Raw genomic sequence first — 16,757 nt, forward strand, 5'->3', positions numbered from 1 at the left:
GACCTACGCGCTGGCTATCCGCAGGATCAGCGCGGCCACGGCCAGAACGATGAAGACGACCGACGGGGCGATCGCGTAGTCCTTCGCCCTGACGTGGTAAATCACGGCGCCGGCGAAGTACAGGACGACCCCGACGGCCGCCGCCGCTCCGAGGAACGGCACCCACAGACCGGCGAGCAGCCCCAGCGCGCCGGCCGCCTTGAGGGAGGCGAGCCGGGGCAGCCAGGAGTCCGGCACGCCGACCTTCGTCATCGAGATGACGATCGTCTCGTGACGGGTTCCCATGGCGAACGCCGAGCCACTGAGGGCGGCGGCGAGCAGGATGCCGACGACGGCATAGGCGATGAACACGGAGGGCCTCTCGGAAGACGTACGGGGCGGGGGCGGACCGGACGCGGGTCCGGTGCCGGTGCCCCACCTTGTGCGCGTCGTCGGCCGTGAGGAAGGCCGGGCCCAGGCTGGTAGCGCGAGGGCTACGATCCCGCCCGCGCGCGGGCGTACATTGCCCGGTGTGAGTGACAGTGAGCTTGGACGGTTCCTCCGGGCGCGACGCGAGAGCGTGACCCCCGCCGATGTGGGGCTGACCGCCGGCAGCCGCCGCCGTACGCCCGGCCTGCGCAGGTCCGAGCTGGCGATGCTCGCCGGGATCAGCGTCGAATATCTCGCCCGGCTGGAGCAGGGACGCGACCGCCACCCCTCCCCGGAGATCCTGGCCGCGCTCGCCGACGCGCTGCGGCTGTCCACCGAGGCGCGCGGCGAGCTGATGCACGTCATGAAGGTGACGAACGGTTCACTCAAGCTCTGCCTCGGCTCGGCCCGTCCGCCGGACCGGGAGGTGCGGCCCACGCTGCGGGCCCTGCTCGACCAACTGGATCCCGCACCGGCCGTGTTGCTGAACCGGCTGGGCGAGGTGGTCGCCCGCACCGGCGGCTACGAGCGGCTCTTCGGCCCCCTGGGCCTGCTGGACCCGCCCGTGCCGAGCCTGCCGCGGTATGTGTTCACCGATCCCCGGGCCCGCACCGCCTACCCGGACTGGGAGCACGCCGCGGACCATCAGATCGCCCGGATCAGGATCGACTCCCTGCCGGACGACCCCGACCTGATCGCGCTCGTCGAGGAGCTGACGCTGCTGGCGGGCGCCGAATTCACCGAGCGGTGGAAGCAGCCCCTTCGCGCGCCCGAGAACACCGGGGTGCGTCGGCTGACGCACCCCGGCGCGGGTGAGCTACGGCTGGCCGACGAGACCCTGGAGCTCCCCGAGGCGGAAGGTCTGCGTCTCGTCGTCCATCTGCCCGCCGACGAGGCCACGGCCGCGGCGCTGGACGCGCTCGCGGGCCGCAGGCCGGGCGCGCTGCGCGCCGTCGCCGGGTGATCTGTCGTCTCCGGCCGCTCAGCGGACCCGGTAGACCGACGTCGTGCCGCTGATCTCGTTGCCGACCACCAGCAGCGCGTCACCGGTCGGGCTGTCCTTCGCCGCGACGAAGAGCACGCCCTCCGGTCCCAGGTCCCCCGCCGTACCGGCCTCCGGATCGCCCGCGAAATCACGGGAGTTGACGTATCCGGCGGCCTTCGGGCGGCGCGGGTCGCTCAGGTCGTACGCCGCGATGCCGCCGGGCCGCTCCAGGCCGACGAAGGCGTACGTCGTGCCGCGCACCGATCCCGTGGTGATGCCCTCCGGCTCGGGACCCTTGCTGTCGCTGCGGCTGTCGGGGTCGTTCTCCGCGTTGTCGGTGTTGAAGTTCTCCGGGAACGCCTTGGCCGTCAGCTGCTCCAGGTCGTCGCCGGAGTCCCAGACGAGCCGGCCGCGCTCGTCGCGTACGGAGATCGATCGGCCGCCCAGCGAGTTCAGCTCGGTGACCCGGCCCTGGCTGTCCGTGGGCGAGGTGCTGGTGATGTTGAGGCGGCCGAGCGCGTCGTCCTCCTGGAGCGCGGCGGCGTCCGGGAACGCCTTCGGGTTCAGCTCGACATCCTTGACCCGCACCTCCTCGGCGAAGCAGTCCCACTCGCGGGCGTCGCCCTCGTTGGCGCTGACGGTGTACTCGTCGCCGCGCGCGCTGAAGGCGTGGATCCCGTCGGGCTTGTAGAGGCCCTTGACCGGCCAGGTGCGGATGTTGACGCCGTCCTCGTCGGAGGCGTCGAGGCCGTTGCCGCGCGCGGAGTGGTCCTTCTCGCCGAGCGGGACGATCTTCTCGACCTCGGCGCGGCGCAGATCGACGAGCGCGAGCGCGTTGTTCTCCTGGAGGGTGACCCAGGCGGTGCGGCCGTCCTTCGACACGGCCACGTACTCGGGCTCGATGTCCTGGCTGACGGAGGCGTTCGGACCGTAGATCAGGACACCGTCGCGGGTCAGCTCCTTCTTCCTGCGGTCCCACTTCTCGAAACCGGCCGTGTGAACCGTGGCACGGCGCAGCTCGCCGCCCGGACCGCGGCCCCGGTCCAGGTCGATGACGCTGATCGAGCCGACGGGGTCGGTCCCGGCGGGCTCGGTGCCGCCCGGCGCGCAGTACGAGTCGGGCTCACCCTCGTTGGCGACGACGACGCGGTCACCCTTCGGGGTGAACGTCACCATGTCGGGCAGGGCGCCGACCCGTACCTCCTTCAGCTTGCGGCCGTCGGAGGCGCGGAAGAACGAGACCGTGCCCCGGTCGGTCTTGTCCTCGGCCTCCTGGCCGACGGCGACCAGCCCTTCGTGGACGGTCACGCTGTTGGCGCCCGGCGTCACGAGCCGGCCCGTCCTACGGGGCTCGGCGGGGTTCCGGATGTCGAGAATGTCGACGGTGCCGGCCTCCGCGTTGATCGTGAAGACCTTGCGGGTCCGGGAGTCGTACGCGGTGATCTCCGCGCCGCCCTCGTCGAACTTGCCGCTCTCGTAGCGGCCGAGCAGGGTCAGGTCGAGCTTGCCGCCCTGGTGGCCGGGCTTCCCGTGTCCGTGGCCGCCCCCGTGCGAGCCGGTGGCCTGCGCCGACGGCAGCAGAGCGGTGGTGGCGGCCATGACCGTGACGGTGGCCAGGGCAAGGAGTGTGCTGCGCTTCTTCATGAGCGCTCAGCGTTGTGTGAAGCTCCGCTGCCCGGGTGAACTGCCCGGACCCCTCCGGTGAACACTGCCTCAACAAAATGCGAGGCCCGGGGCCCGGTCCGGGGGCTGCCCGTCTCACACTCCGGACCGGCGTGGTCAAAAACACCAGGCGCCCCGCGTTACCCAGTCGTAAGCTCGCCGTCATGCAGGTCATCCAGTCAACCAAGCTCGCCAATGTCTGTTATGAGATCCGGGGTCCCGTCCTCGACGAGGCGATGCGGCTGGAGGCAGCAGGCCACCGCATCCTCAAGCTCAACACCGGGAATCCGGCGGCCTTCGGCTTCGAGTGCCCGCCCGAGATCCTGGAGGACGTCCTCCGCAACCTCGGCGACGCGCACGGCTACGGCGACGCCAAGGGGCTGCTCTCCGCGCGCCGCGCCGTGATGCAGCACTACCAGACGAAGAACATCGAACTCGACGTCGAGGACATCTACCTCGGCAACGGCGTGTCCGAGCTGATCCAGATGTCGATGCAGGCACTGCTCGACGACGGGGACGAGGTCCTCGTACCGGCGCCGGACTATCCGCTGTGGACCGCGTCCGTCTCGCTGGCCGGCGGCACGGCCGTGCACTACCGCTGCGACGAGCAGGCGGAGTGGATGCCGGACCTGGCCGACGTCGAGCGCAAGATCACCGATCGCACCAAGGCGATCGTGATCATCAACCCGAACAACCCCACCGGCGCCGTCTACAGCGACGAGATGCTGCTCGGGCTCACCGAGATCGCACGCAGGCACAGCCTGATCGTCTGCTCGGACGAGATCTACGACCGGATCCTGTACGACGGCGCGACCCACACCCCCACCGCCGCCATCGCGCCCGACCTGCTGACCCTCACCTTCAACGGCCTGTCGAAGAACTACCGCGTCGCGGGCTTCCGCTCCGGCTGGCTGGCGGTCTGCGGACCGAAGACGCACGCGACCTCGTACATCGAGGGCCTGACGATCCTGGCCAACATGCGGCTGTGCGCGAACATGCCCTCGCAGCACGCGGTGGCGACGGCGCTGGGCGGCCGGCAGTCGATCCAGGACCTCGTCCTGCCGGGCGGGCGCATTCTGGAGCAGCGGGACACCGCGTACGACCTGCTGACGAGCATCCCGGGCGTCACCTGCGTCAAGCCGAAGGGCGCGCTCTATCTCTTCCCCCGGCTCGATCCGAAGGTCTTCAAGATCAAGGATGACCGGCAGATGGTCCTCGACCTGCTGCAACGCGAGAAGATCATGGTCGTGCACGGGACCGGCTTCAACTGGCCGGAGCCCGATCACTTCCGGATCGTGACGCTTCCCGCGGCGCCGGAGCTGGCGGACGCGGTGACCCGGATCGGGAACTTCCTGGACGGTTACTCGCAGCCGTAGAGCCAGGGCTTGACTCGACTCAACTTTAGACTGATTCCAATGTAGGATGGCTTCCTGACGACGCCAGGAGGCCATCCCCCATGTATGAGCCGATCCGCACCAAGTCGGTCCACTCGATGGCCGACACCGACTTCCCGCACCGCACCCGCGAGGAGGAGCTGGACATCCAGCTCGCCGGGCATCTCGCGGCGCTGCTGGCCGTCACCGACGACCTCGGGCTCGACGAGGCGGCAGGGCTGATCGCCAAGCAGGTGACCAGGCTGCGGGGCGCCGCGCCGATCCGCGCTCCCCGGTCCGCCGAGTCCCATGACGATGGCGGAGACTCGGCCGAGCTGCACCGGCGGGCGCACGCCCTGGCCGGCCGGGCGCTGGTCGTCGCCGCCTCGCGCGCCGACACGGCCGCGGCGATCCTCGCGGCCGAGCGGATGGACGCGCACACGGCCGCGCTGCGGGCGGCGCCCCTCGTGGACGCCCACTGACGGTTCGACGGTGACAATGGTGCCGTCCTCGTAGATCCGACAGACCCTAGTCGCCGATGCCGGCGTCGCGGTCGCGGCGAGCTTCGTCGTGTGCGCGCCGCTCCGGGCTCACGCGGTTGCCGAGGTGGCCGTTCTCCACCAGCGTCGCCAGGGTGTCCATGACGACGCGGGCGCCGAGTTGGGACGTGGTGTCGGCGACGTCGTAGGGCGGGGCGATCTCCACCAGGTCCATGCCGATCAGTCCCTCCTGCGCGACCTTGCGGACGGCTTTCAGGGCTTCGCGGGGGGACATGCCACCGGGTTCGGGGGTTCCGGTGCCGGGGGCGTAGCCGGGGTCGACGACGTCGATGTCGAACGACAGGTAGACCGCGTCCGCGTCCTTCCAGGCGATCTCCAGGGCGATGTCCACGGCGTGGTCGATGCCGAGCTCCTCGACGTCGAACATGGTGATGACGGTGGTGTCGCGTTCCTCCGCGACCTGGACCCCGGAGTGGTTGCCGATCCACCCGCCGATGCCGATCTGGACCAGGTTGGCCGGCGGCACGTTGGGCAGGTCCGTCGCGTGGGACCAGTGCGTGGTGTGCATGCGCTCGTCCATCGTGGTCACCGCGGTGTCGATGTGGCGGTCGAAGTGCACGATGCCCAGTCGCCCGTCGACGTGTTTGGCGAGTGCTTTGGCGTCGGGGTAGCCGATGCTGTGATCCCCGCCGATGATCACCGGGAAGGCCCCCGTGTCGAGGATGTGGGAGATGCCCAGGTCGACCTGGCCGAAGGTCTTCTCGATATTGGCCGGGATGACGAAGATGTCACCGGCGTCGCCGATGGTGAGCTCTTCGAGGAGGTCCATGCCCAGGTCGGGGCTGTAGGAGTCGTACAGCGCGGATATGCGGCGAACCGCCTGCGGGCCGAACCGCGCGCCGGAGCGGTAGGTGGTGCCCATGTCGAACGGCACACCCACCACAGCGACGTCGAAGCGGCCGATGTCGCGGATGTTCTCCACGTACGGCGACTTCAGAAAGGTGTTGATCCCCGCGAACATCGGGTCCAGGCCGCGGGAGAACAAGGAGATGTCGCGGTCATTGATCGAGGACGCCGAGGGCAGGCCCAGATCGAGGCTCCGCTCCACCGCCTCGCGGCGCTTGGTCCCGGGAACGTCCCTGAGGCGACGGCGGGCGCGCATCCCGGACAGCCGGGCCCGCTCGGCGGCCACGTCCTTCTCTCGCCGCTCCCCCTTGGCGGGGTTGGGCCTCATGGGGTTGCGGTGGTGGCGATTGTCGTCGGGGACGCGTGTCACGGCGGCTCCCTTCCACCGTTCCTGTGGTGCCGGAAGCGGATGAAGGACGAGTGAACGGTGCGGGCCCCGGCCGTGTGCGTGGTCGTCGGACCCGTCAGTCGTCGGAACCATCGGTCCTCGGAAACCATCGGCCGTCAGGCCCGTCGATCGTCAGAACCATCGTGCGCGGTTTCCGGTCCGGCTGCCAGCCGGACCCGTTCCGGGCGCGAACGAACCCGGCCTTCCCGCGTCCGTACACGCGGCGTGAGGGCGCGATCGCGGCTCCGACCGGAGCTCAGAAGACCGGTTCTCCCACGCCCAGCATGTTTCCCTCGCTGTCGCGGAACCACGCGCCGAGTTCGCCCCGGGCGCCCTTGCTCGGGTAGTTGCCCTCGATCTCGGCGATGCCGTCCCTCGTCACGAGTCCGGGTACGTCGACGTCCTCGAACACCACGCCCCGGCGCCTGAGTTCGGCCACGACCGTCTCGATGTCGTCGACCTCCAGCGCCATCTGTGTGAACGTGCCGGGTGAGGCCCCCGTCGACTGGAACAGGACGAAATCCGTGCCCGCGCAGCGGTAGAGCAGGCCGCCGGGGCGCTCGTCCACCGGATCCAGGCCCAGCTTCTCGGCGTAGAAACGGCGGGCCCTGCTCAGGTCCTGGGCCGGGAGTCTGGTGGCCGCGCGGGCGTGGATCAGAAGGCTCTTGGCGTCTGCGTTCATGGGTTCACTGTGCCGTGGCCACCTGGCGCGGGCGCCGACGAACCGGTGGGCGGCCCCGAGATTCAGCGGGTCGGAGCAGTCACTGCGGGGTGCGTTCCGCCGCCCACGCCGAGACCCCCGGAGCCGTGAGGGATGGGCTCCGGGGGTCGGTTTCGGAGGGTGGTCCGGGGGCGCGCGTCCGTCGGGCGCGCGGTGTCAGGACAGCGGTGTCAGGACAGGCGGTTCACCAGGGCGTGGTACTCGTCCCACAGCTCCGGCGGTGTGTGGGTGCCGAAGGTGTTCAGATGGTCCGGGACCAGGGAAGCCTCCTCGCGCCAGACCTCCTTGTCGACCGTGAGCAGGAAGTCAAGGTCGTCCTCCGAGAGTCCCAGGCCGCCGGTGTCCAGGGCGCCCTTCGCCGGGAGGATGCCGATCGGGGAGTCGACGCCCTCGCCCTTGCCCTCCAGGCGCTCCACGATCCACTTCAGTACGCGGCCGTTCTCGCCGAAACCGGGCCAGACGAACTCGCCCGCCTCGTTCTTGCGGAACCAGTTGACGTAGTAGATCTTCGGGAGCTTGGCCTCGTCGCCCCTGTCCTTCGCCGTGGCGCCGATCTTCACCCAGTGGGCCATGTAGTCGCCCATGTTGTAACCGCAGAACGGCAGCATCGCGAACGGGTCGCGGCGCAGCTCGCCCACCTTCCCCTCGGCCGCGGCGGTCTTCTCGGAGGCGACGTTCGCGCCGAGGAAGACTCCGTGCTGCCAGTTGAACGACTCCGTCACCAGCGGTACGGCGGAGGCGCGGCGCCCGCCGAAGAGGATCGCCGAGATCGGGACGCCCCTGGGGTCCTCCCACTCGGGCGCGATGATCGGGCACTGGCCGGCGGGCACGGTGAAGCGGGCGTTGGGGTGGGCGGCCGGGGTCCCGGACTCCGGGGTCCAGTCGTTGCCCTTCCAGTCCGTGAGGTGCGCGGGCGGCTCCTCGGTCATGCCCTCCCACCACACGTCGCCGTCGTCGGTGAGGGCGACGTTCGTGAAGACGGAGTTGCCCCACATCGTCTTCATGGCATTGGCGTTGGTGTGCTCACCCGTGCCGGGCGCGACGCCGAAGAAGCCCGCCTCCGGGTTGATCGCGTACAGCCTGCCGTCCTCGCCGAACCGCATCCACGCGATGTCGTCGCCGATCGTCTCGACGGTCCAGCCGGAGATGGTCGGCTCCAGCATCGCGAGGTTGGTCTTGCCGCAGGCCGAAGGGAAGGCGGCGGCGAGATACCTCGGGGCCTCGGCCTCCCCGCGCGGCGGCGTCAGCTTGAGGATCAGCATGTGCTCGGCGAGCCAGCCCTCGTCCCGTGCCATGACGGAGGCGATGCGCAGCGCGTAACACTTCTTGCCCAGCAGCGCGTTGCCACCGTATCCGGAGCCGTACGACCAGATCTCGCGGTCCTCGGGGAAGTGCGAGATGTACTTGGTGGTGTTGCAGGGCCACGGGACATCGGCCCGGCCGTCGGCGAGCGGGGCGCCGAGGGTGTGGACGGCCTTCACGAAGAAGCCGTCGTCGCCGAGTTCGTCGAGGACCGGCTGCCCCATGCGCGTCATGGTGCGCATGGAGACCGCGACATAGGCGGAGTCGGTGATCTCGACGCCGATCGCGGAGAGCGGTGAGCCGACCGGGCCCATGCAGAACGGGACGACGTACATGGTCCGTCCGCGCATCGAGCCGCGGAAGACGCCCTGCTCACCGGTGAAGATGTCGCGCATCTCCTTCGGTGCCTTCCACTTGTTCGTGGGACCCGCGTCCTCCTCGCGCTCCGAGCAGATGAAGGTGCGGTCCTCGACGCGCGCCACGTCGGTGGGGTCGGAGGCCGCGTAGTACGAGTTGGGGCGCTTGATCGGGTCGAGCTTCGTGAACGTGCCCTTCGCCACGAGCTCTTCGCAGAGGCGCTCGTACTCGGCTTCCGAGCCGTCGCACCAGACCACCCGGTCCGGCTGGGTCAGGGCCGCGATCTCGTCGACCCAGGAGATCAGCTCCCGATGACGGGTGGGACCGGCCTGACCGGCCTGAGCCCCGGGATCGGCCTGAGCCCCGGGATTGAGGGGGTCTCCGCTGGAAAGCTCTGCGTCGCGCGCCACGGTCACTCCTTGATGAGGGTTTATAGGTGTATGCCCCGTGGGGGCTGCGACCCGGACGCTTCGTTACCGCTCATCCGGTGCCGACCGCACTCATTTGATCATCCGACTCCCGCGCCCATCTGTCCAGAGGGCCGCACACGTGAGCATCGCCACTCCATCCGGCCGTCCTGGTACGGGGGGTGGGTAAGCGGCCATCCCCATCTGCTACCTACGGTTCCGTAGGTAGCATGAACACATGACTTCTCCCGCGTCCGACTCGCTCGCGAACCCCCCACAACCCGAAGGGGGACCGACCGAGATCCAGCTGCCGACCCCGGTCAAACCGATGATGCGCGGCTGGCTGCACATGGGGATGTTCCCGGCCGTCCTGATCGCGGGGATCGCCCTGATCGCCATGGCCGACACCACCAGGGCGCGGTTCGCCTGCGCGATCTTCGCCGCCACGGCCTGCCTGCTGTTCGGCGTCAGCGGCGTCTACCACCGCGGCAATTGGGGACCACGGGGCGAGGCCGTACTCAGACGGCTCGATCACGCCAATATCTTTCTGATCATCGCGGGCACCTACACCCCGCTGACCATGCTGCTGCTGCCCGACTCCACCGGCCGCACGCTGCTCTGGGCGGTCTGGGGCGCCGCCGCTGCCGGTATCGCCTTCCGGGTCTTCTGGGTCGGCGCCCCGCGCTGGCTCTACACCCCCTGCTACATCGCCATGGGCTGGGCGGCCGTCTTCTTCCTGCCCGACTTCCTGCGCACCGGCGGGATCGTCGTCCTGGTCCTGATCGTCACCGGCGGACTGCTCTACAGCGCGGGCGGCGTGATCTACGGCCTCAAGCGCCCCAACCCCTCACCGCGCTGGTTCGGCTTCCACGAGGTCTTCCACTCGCTCACGCTCGCCGCGTTCGTCGTGCACTACGTCGGCATCTCGCTGGTGGCGTCCCAGCACTCCTGACGGACCGTGAGGCGCCCCGAGCCACCCCGGGCCGACCTACAACTTCACATTGACACCAACCCCCTTTTGAGAGTTACTGTCATTTGACATAAGCACTCATGAGGGGGCGGTCATGGCACGGCGCTGGTGGGCTCTGGGAGCCCTGGTCGCGAGCATGCTCGTGCTCGCGTTCGATCTGACGATCCTCAACGTGGCGCTGCCGACGATGGCCGCGCGGCTCGACGCCACCACCGGGCAGCAGCAGTGGATGGCGGACGCCTACATCGTCGCGTGCGCCGCCCTGATGCTCCCCGCCGGACTGCTCGGCGACCGCTTCGGCAGACGCCGGACGCTGGTCGCCGGCCTCACCGTCTTCCTCGCGGGCTCGGTGCTGGGCGCGCTCGCCGACACCGTCCAACTGGTCATCGGCGCCCGTACGTTGATGGGCATCGGAGCCGCACTCGTCATGCCGCTCGCGCTCGCCGTACTCCCCTCGGTCTTCGACACGGACGAGCGGCCCAAGGCCGTCGCCACCCTCACCGCCGCGGCCGCGGCCGGGCTGCCGCTCGGCCCGATCGTCGGCGGCTGGATGCTCGACCACTTCTGGTGGGGGTCGATCTTCGCGCTCAACATCCCGATGGTCGTGATCGGCATCGCCGCCTGTGTCTTCCTCCTTCCCGAGTCCAGGGACCCGGCCGCCCCCGAGGTCGACGCGGCCTCGACCGCGATGAGCGCCGTCGGACTCGCCGCGCTGATCTTCGGGATCATCGAGGTCCCGGTACGCGGCTGGGGCGACCCCCTCGTCGTGGTGGCCTTCGCCGCCGCCGCGGTCCTGCTCACCGCGCTCGTCCTGCGCGAGCGCACCTCCGCCCGGCCGATGCTCGACATGGGACTGCTGGGCGACCGCCGGTTCCTGCTGAACGCCCTCACGGCGACGCTGGGGATGTTCACGCTGGCGGGCCTGATGTTCATTCTGCCGCCGTACCTCCAGGCCGTACTGGGCAACGACGCTCTCGACACCGGCCTGCGCATGCTGCCGCTGATGGGCGGTCTGATGGTGGCCGCGAAGTTGAGCGGCCCGGTCGTACGGCGCTTCGGCCCGCGCCCGGTGATCAGTGCGGGCCTGATCGTCCTCGCGTTCGCCACGATCCTGGGCAGCCGTACCTCCGTGGACAGCGACTACACCTTCACCGCTCTGTGGCTGAGCGTCGCGGGCCTCGGCTTCGGCTTCACCGTCGTACCCGCCATGGACACCGCGCTCGCGGTGCTGCCCGTCGACCGCGCGGGCAGCGGATCAGGACTGCTTCTGACGGTACGTCAGGTGGGCAGCGCCGTCGGTATCGCGCTGCTGGGCAGCCTGCTGGCCGCCGTGTACGCCGGCCGGCTCGACAACTCCGGCCTGCCCGCCGCCGCGGCCGACACGGCCGGAGACTCGGTCGTGGCCGCGCATCTGATCGCGGACCGGATCGGCGACGAAGGGCTGACGGCGGCGGCGAACTCCGCCTTCGTCCAAGGAATGTCCACCGCCCTGCTGGTCAGCGGTGTCGCCGCACTGGTGGCCGCGCTGCTCGTCGCGGCGCTGCTGCCGAATCGCCCCGTCCACGCGGCACCGGGGACCGGGAAGGAGACGAGGGACGGCGCGGGCACGGACGTGGTGGGCGGCGCACCGGCGGATGCCCGACAATAATCGGCATGGCCGCCTCCGCATCTCCCCCTCCCGACGACGAGCAGCCCCGACTGGGCCTGCGCGAACGCAAGAAGCTCAAGACCCGCGTCGCGATCCGCGAAGCGACGTACCGGCTCATCGCCGAACAGGGCTACGAGGCGACCACCGTCGAGCAGATCGCGGCGGCGGCCGAGGTCTCCCCCTCCACCGTCTTCCGCTACTTCCCGACCAAGGAAGACATCGTCCTCACCGACGAGTTCGACCCGGTCATGGAGGCGGAGATCCGCGCCCGCCCGGCCGACGAGCCACCGCTGGAGTCGGTACGGGCCGTCCTGCGCCACGCCGTCGAGACGATCCTCGTCGACGACCCCGAGGAGTTCGCCCAGCGCAGCAAGCTGATGCTGGAGATCCCCGCCGTACGGGCCAGGATGACGGAAACGATGGCGGAGACCTCGCTCATGCTCAGCCGCGCCGTCGCGTCCCGCACGGGACGCCAGGAGAGCGACCTGGAGGTGCTGGTCTTCACCGCCTCGGTGCTGGCGGCTCTGCGTGAGGTGACGATCTACTGGGCCGGGCACGGCCAGAAGGACGATCTGGCCGTGCTCATCGACCGCGCACTCGACTCACTCAAGGGCGGGCTCGCGCTGTAGGGCCGCCGGACGGGGCCTTCACAGCCCGCCCTGGACCCGTACGGTCAACTGCTCCTTCAGCACGTCGACCTCGGTCGTCGGGGCCGCGCAGACGAAACCCCGGCAGACATACGCGGCGGATCGGCCGTCCACCAGCGGCCTCCCCACGAGCAGCGGGAACTCCGCCCCGCCGTCCGCCTGTTGGTCCCCCTCGGGCTCACCCACCGCGACGACGGCTCCCGGCGCCGTCCCCAGCAGCGCCGTACGGTGCAGCGCCGCGGTCGCCGCGTCGCCGCGCGGCCCCACCACGGCGACCTCGTGCGGCCCGTCGAGCAGCGCCTCGGCGACGGCGAGCCCCCACCCGATGAAGCGCGGTGCGCGCGGTCCGAGTGCCCTGACGACCCCCAGAGCTCCCTCGGCGGCCGTGCGGTGGGCCTCGGAGCCGGTGTGCGCCGCGTACGAGAGCAGGGCGCCGGCGGCCGAGGTCCAGCCGGACGGCGTGGCGTTGTCCGTCGGGTCCTGGGGCCGGCGGATCAGCGGCTCGGCGTCGTGCGCCGTGTCGTACAACACCCCGCCCTCACCCACGAACTGGTCCAGGACGGTGTCGAGCAGGAACCCGGCGAAGTCCAGCCACACACCCTCACCGGTCACCCCGGCCAGCGCCAGGAAGCCCTCGGTGACATCGCCGTAGTCCTCCAGCACACCGGCGTTGGCACCGGCGCGGCCGTCCTTGGAGGTCCGGGCCAGACGCCTCGTGTCGTCCATGTGGACCCGCACCAGCAGATCGGCGGCCTCGGTCGCGCGTTCCACCAGATCCGGCCGCTCGAAGTAGGCCCCGGTCTCGGCGAGCGCGGCGATCGCGAGCCCGTTCCAGGCCGCGACGACCTTGTCGTCCCGCTCCGGCCGTGGCCGGGCGTCACGCCCCGCCACGAGCCGCTCCCGCACCGACTCGACCCGCGCCGCGTCCACCACGCCTTCGCCCTGAGGGAGTTGGAGCACGGAGGCCCCCTCCTCGAAGGTCCCCGCCTCGGTCACACCGAAGTACCGCGCCGCGAACTCCGCGTCGGCCTCGCCGAGCACGTCCCCGAGCTGCGCCGGAGTCCATACGTAGTACGCGCCCTCGACATGCTTCCCGGCGCCGTCGTCACTGTCCGCGTCCAGCGCGGACGCGAACCCGCCCTCGGCGGTGCGCAGTTCACGCACCATGAAGTCGGCGGTCTCCAACGCCACCCGCCGCGCCAGACCGGACCCGGTGGCACGCCACAGCCGGGCGTAGGTGCGGCAGAGGAGCGCGTTGTCGTAGAGCATCTTCTCGAAGTGCGGGACCACCCATTCCCGGTCCACGGAGTAACGGGCGAAGCCGCCGCCGAGCTGGTCGTAGATCCCGCCGCGCGCCATCGCCTCGCAGGTGTCGGCCGCCATCTGGAGCGCGCCCTCGGCCCCCGTCCGCGCGTGGTGGCGGAGCAGGAACTCCACGACCATGCTCGCCGGGAACTTGGGCGCGCCGCCGAAGCCGCCGTGCTTCTCGTCGTAGTCCCGCGTCAGCGCGAGCAGCGCCTGGGCCAACTCCTCCTCGCCCGGGGAGCCCTGGCCGCCGTGCGCGAGGGAGCGCCCCGCGAGTTCTCCCACGATCCGGCCGGCGACCTCGCCGACCTCCTCGCGCCGGTCCGTCCAGGCCGAATTGACACCTTCGAGGACCTGTCGGAACGACGGCATGCCGTGCCGGGGCACCGGCGGGAAGTACGTACCGAAGTAGAAGGGCCGCCCCTCCGCGTCGAGGAAGACGGACATCGGCCAGCCGCCCTGGCCCGTCGCCGCCTGCACCGCCTCCATATAGACGGCGTCGACGTCCGGGCGCTCCTCGCGGTCCACCTTGATGTTCACGAAGTGCTCGTTCATGTACGCGGCCGTCGCCTCGTTCTCGAAGCTCTCGTGGGCGAGCACATGGCACCAGTGGCAGGCGCTGTAGCCCACGCTCAGAAAGACGGGCACATCGCGCCGGCGGGCCTCCTCGAAAGCCTCGGGCTCCCAGGGCCACCAGTCGACGGGGTTGTCCGCGTGCTGGAGAAGGTACGGGGACGTGGCATGCGCGAGTCGGTTGGGCATGCCCCCAATCCTTACCTACGCACGGAAGCCCCGCCCACCCGCCACGGGCGGCGGAAGCGGGGCGGAGCCAGGACGGAGCCGCGAGCTGCGTCGCGGGGCGTTCCCTCGCCCCCGTGTGCGAGGGAACGCCCTGCGGGTTTCGCTCAGAGGACGGAGCCGGTCAGCAGCCGCCGCAGTTGTGGTAGGTCACGTCCCAGTGGTTGACCTCGTTGTAGTAGACGTTCCCGGAGGCCGAGCGCCACTTGCTGCCGCCGATGGAGGTGAACGTGCCGGTGATGTAGTTGGTGAGGCAGCTCGACATGGCGAAGTCGAGCTTGTAGCCGTTCCAGTGGCTGTAGGTGCCCGACGCGTGGCCGGTCTCCGTGCCGCCGGTGACGGTCATGGCGCAGCCGGTGGCGCCCTTGAGGGTGATCGCGCCCTGGATGGTCGCGGAGTTGACCTGGTCGAGAGACGTACAGGTCGGGTTGTTGCGGTTCGAACAGCCGCCGCTGGACCGGATGCCGATGCCGGCGTTGCTGAGCTGGGCGGCGGCGGTGGCGTGGCTGAGCTTGGCGAGCGCGCCGGCCGGGGCCTTGGTGTCGGCGGGCGCGGCGGGCGCGGCGGGCGCGGCCTGGGCGAGCGCCGGGGAGAAGAACGCCAGGGCGAGGGCGGAGGCGCCGATCGCGGTGCTTCTGAGGACCTTGTTCACTTCGATTTCTCCTGCGGTGGGGGACGGGGAGGTCAACTACGCGCGTAGCATGTCCGGCCGGTCCCATCCGCGCGAGTTCTCAACTCGCCCTGATACAGCGTTAGTTGAGCCTCATACGGGCGGGGCCGCCGGTCATGCAGACAAGATTGCACATCTACGCGCGATGCGTAAGACGGTGCAGCAAGTTGCCGGTTGGCCTTCAGGCCCGGCCGCCCCGCTCTGCCCGCAGGAGATCTCCGCACGGCAGAATCCCTCGCTTCCGCCGGGGCCGCCTCCGCAGGGTGGAGTGGACCGGCCGAGGTGGGTGAGCGCCCGCCGTCGGGGGCCGGTCATGGAGGTGGACATGCTCTCGACCGTTCCACGGCTCGCGGCGGCGGAGGCCGGCGCGGCGCCGTTCGACGACCAGATCGCCGGACGCCTGCAGCACGGCAGGATCGTGGTGCTCGGTGAACAGGTGGACGACGGGATCGCCAACCGGATCTGCGCCCAACTGCTGCTCCTGTCCCAGGAGGATCCCAGGCGCGACATCGTTCTGATCGTGAACAGCCCGGGTGGCTCCGTCATGGCCGGGATGGCCATCTACGACACCATGCGCTTCATCCCGAACGACGTCGCCACCCTGGCGATGGGCTTCGCGGCGAGCATGGGCCAGTTCCTGCTCTGCGCGGGGGCAGCCGGCAAGCGGTACGCCCTGCCGAACGCGCGGGTCATGATGCACCAGCCGTCCGGCGGGATCGGCGGGACCGCGGCCGACATCGCCGTGCAGGCGGAGAATCTCGCGTACACGAAGCTGACCATGCAGAAGCTGATCGCGGAGCACTGCGGCCAGAGTCTGGAGACCGTCGCGGCCGACCAGCGCAGGGACCGGTGGTTCACGGCGGAGGAGGCGAGGGAGTACGGCTTCGTGGACCGCGTCGTACGGAGTGTGGCCGAGCTGGGCGGGGACGCCGCGAGCGGGTTCGGCTTCGGGCCCGCGGGGAATGCGGCCGGCGCCGACAGGGGGGCGGCGGCATGAGCGGGCAGTACACCGTCCCCGTCGTCGTCGAGCGGACACCGAACGGCGAACGCTCCTACGACGTCTTCAGCCGGCTGCTCTCCGAGCGGATCGTCTTCCTCGGCACGTCGATCGACGACGGCGTGGCGAACGTGATCATGGCGCAGATGCTCCATCTCGACCATGAGAGCAGCGACATGGACATCCACCTCTACATCAACTCCCCCGGCGGCTCGGCCACCGGGCTGACCGCGATCTACGACACGATGCAGTTCGTACGGGCGGACGTGGCGACCGTCTGTCTCGGCCAGGCAGGCTCGGGCGCCGCCGTACTCCTCGCCGCGGGTGCTCCCGGCAAGCGGACGGCGCTCCAGCACTCGCGGGTGCTGCTGCACCAGCCGTCCACCCAGGGCCAGGGGGAGGCCGCAGACCTGGAGATCCAGGCGGCGGAGGTGCTGCGGACCAGGGCGGAGATCGAGGACATCCTGTCGCACCACACGGGTCAGAGCGTGGAGCGGCTGCGGGAGGACACGGATCGGGACAAGTACTTCACGGCCGCGCAGGCGAAGGAGTACGGCCTGGTGGACGGTGTGATCACCACCCGTGAACTGGCCGAACGCGGGCGCCCGGCGGGGCGCTGACCGGTACGCGGTGTCGGGGCCCGGCGCGGGGGGCCGGGCCCCGCGCCGTACAGCCTGGCCCGCACCGTCAGCCGATTCCCCGCCCGGTCACGA

General features: G+C 70.3%; 15 protein-coding genes. 8 read left to right on the plus strand and 7 right to left on the minus strand.

Going from position 1 to position 16,757, the window contains the following annotated elements; genetic code table 11:
- Positions 1–3: 3 nt before the first annotated feature.
- A complete protein-coding gene (locus tag IEY79_RS26835; protein WP_189110197.1) occupies positions 4–351 on the minus strand; it encodes a DoxX family protein in 348 nt (115 codons plus the stop codon).
- Between the two features lie 160 nt (positions 352–511).
- On the opposite strand from IEY79_RS26835, the gene IEY79_RS26840 reads away from it, so the two are divergent.
- On the plus strand, positions 512–1,372 hold the full coding sequence (locus tag IEY79_RS26840; RefSeq protein WP_189110198.1) for a helix-turn-helix domain-containing protein: 861 nt from the start codon (positions 512–514) through the stop codon (positions 1,370–1,372).
- Positions 1,373–1,390: 18 nt separating this feature from the next.
- Here the strand turns inward: IEY79_RS26840 and IEY79_RS26845 are convergent, their stop codons facing one another.
- Entirely contained in the window at positions 1,391–3,037 is a 1,647-nt protein-coding gene (locus tag IEY79_RS26845; RefSeq protein ID WP_189110199.1) for a choice-of-anchor I family protein, read from the minus strand.
- Positions 3,038–3,219: 182 nt separating this feature from the next.
- Here IEY79_RS26845 and IEY79_RS26850 point away from each other — a divergent pair, with 182 nt between their 5' ends.
- On the plus strand, positions 3,220–4,431 hold the full coding sequence (locus IEY79_RS26850; RefSeq protein WP_189110200.1) for a pyridoxal phosphate-dependent aminotransferase: 1,212 nt from the start codon (positions 3,220–3,222) through the stop codon (positions 4,429–4,431).
- An 80-nt stretch (positions 4,432–4,511) separates the two neighbouring features.
- A complete protein-coding gene (locus IEY79_RS26855) occupies positions 4,512–4,910 on the plus strand; it encodes an SCO4983 family protein (protein ID WP_189110201.1) in 399 nt (132 codons plus the stop codon).
- Between the two features lie 46 nt (positions 4,911–4,956).
- On the opposite strand, the gene speB is transcribed toward IEY79_RS26855, so the two are convergent.
- The 3 genes from speB to IEY79_RS26870 form a co-directional block, all read right to left on the minus strand.
- Positions 4,957–6,204: an agmatinase gene (gene speB, locus IEY79_RS26860; RefSeq protein ID WP_229701148.1), complete on the minus strand. Its 1,248-nt coding sequence runs from the start codon at positions 6,202–6,204 to the stop codon at positions 4,957–4,959.
- A 274-nt stretch (positions 6,205–6,478) separates the two neighbouring features.
- Complete coding sequence (locus IEY79_RS26865; RefSeq protein WP_189110202.1) at positions 6,479–6,904, minus strand: VOC family protein; 426 nt, start codon at positions 6,902–6,904, stop codon at positions 6,479–6,481.
- 209 nt (positions 6,905–7,113) lie between these two features.
- Entirely contained in the window at positions 7,114–9,012 is a 1,899-nt protein-coding gene (locus IEY79_RS26870) for a phosphoenolpyruvate carboxykinase (GTP) (RefSeq protein ID WP_268240607.1), read from the minus strand.
- 235 nt (positions 9,013–9,247) lie between these two features.
- On the opposite strand from IEY79_RS26870, the gene trhA reads away from it, so the two are divergent.
- The 3 genes from trhA to IEY79_RS26885 all read left to right on the plus strand — a co-directional run bounded on the left by trhA (position 9,248) and on the right by IEY79_RS26885 (position 12,256).
- The gene (gene trhA / locus IEY79_RS26875; RefSeq protein ID WP_189110203.1) at positions 9,248–9,961 is read left to right on the plus strand and encodes a PAQR family membrane homeostasis protein TrhA; all 714 of its coding nucleotides are present in this window, start codon (positions 9,248–9,250) and stop codon (positions 9,959–9,961) included.
- A gap of 112 nt (positions 9,962–10,073) precedes the next feature.
- A complete protein-coding gene (locus IEY79_RS26880) occupies positions 10,074–11,627 on the plus strand; it encodes an MFS transporter (RefSeq protein WP_189110204.1) in 1,554 nt (517 codons plus the stop codon).
- Positions 11,628–11,632: 5 nt separating this feature from the next.
- Positions 11,633–12,256: a TetR/AcrR family transcriptional regulator gene (locus tag IEY79_RS26885; RefSeq protein WP_189110205.1), complete on the plus strand. Its 624-nt coding sequence runs from the start codon at positions 11,633–11,635 to the stop codon at positions 12,254–12,256.
- An 18-nt stretch (positions 12,257–12,274) separates the two neighbouring features.
- Here IEY79_RS26885 and IEY79_RS26890 read toward each other — a convergent pair whose 3' ends face one another.
- Positions 12,275–14,341: a thioredoxin domain-containing protein gene (locus IEY79_RS26890; protein WP_189110206.1), complete on the minus strand. Its 2,067-nt coding sequence runs from the start codon at positions 14,339–14,341 to the stop codon at positions 12,275–12,277.
- 160 nt (positions 14,342–14,501) lie between these two features.
- A complete protein-coding gene (locus IEY79_RS26895; RefSeq protein WP_373292634.1) occupies positions 14,502–15,035 on the minus strand; it encodes a hypothetical protein in 534 nt (177 codons plus the stop codon).
- 325 nt (positions 15,036–15,360) lie between these two features.
- Between IEY79_RS26895 and IEY79_RS26900 the strand changes: the two genes are divergently transcribed.
- A complete protein-coding gene (locus IEY79_RS26900; RefSeq protein WP_373292635.1) occupies positions 15,361–16,044 on the plus strand; it encodes a ClpP family protease in 684 nt (227 codons plus the stop codon).
- Positions 16,041–16,664 (plus strand): ATP-dependent Clp protease proteolytic subunit, encoded by a 624-nt coding sequence (locus IEY79_RS26905; RefSeq protein ID WP_189110208.1) that lies wholly within the window; start codon positions 16,041–16,043, stop codon positions 16,662–16,664. The genes IEY79_RS26900 and IEY79_RS26905 overlap by 4 nt, the downstream gene beginning before the upstream one ends.
- The last annotated feature ends 93 nt before the right edge of the window (positions 16,665–16,757 follow it).

It is taken from the genome of Streptomyces camponoticapitis, assembly GCF_014646115.1.
Taxonomy (GTDB): Bacteria; Actinomycetota; Actinomycetes; order Streptomycetales; family Streptomycetaceae; genus Streptomyces; species Streptomyces camponoticapitis.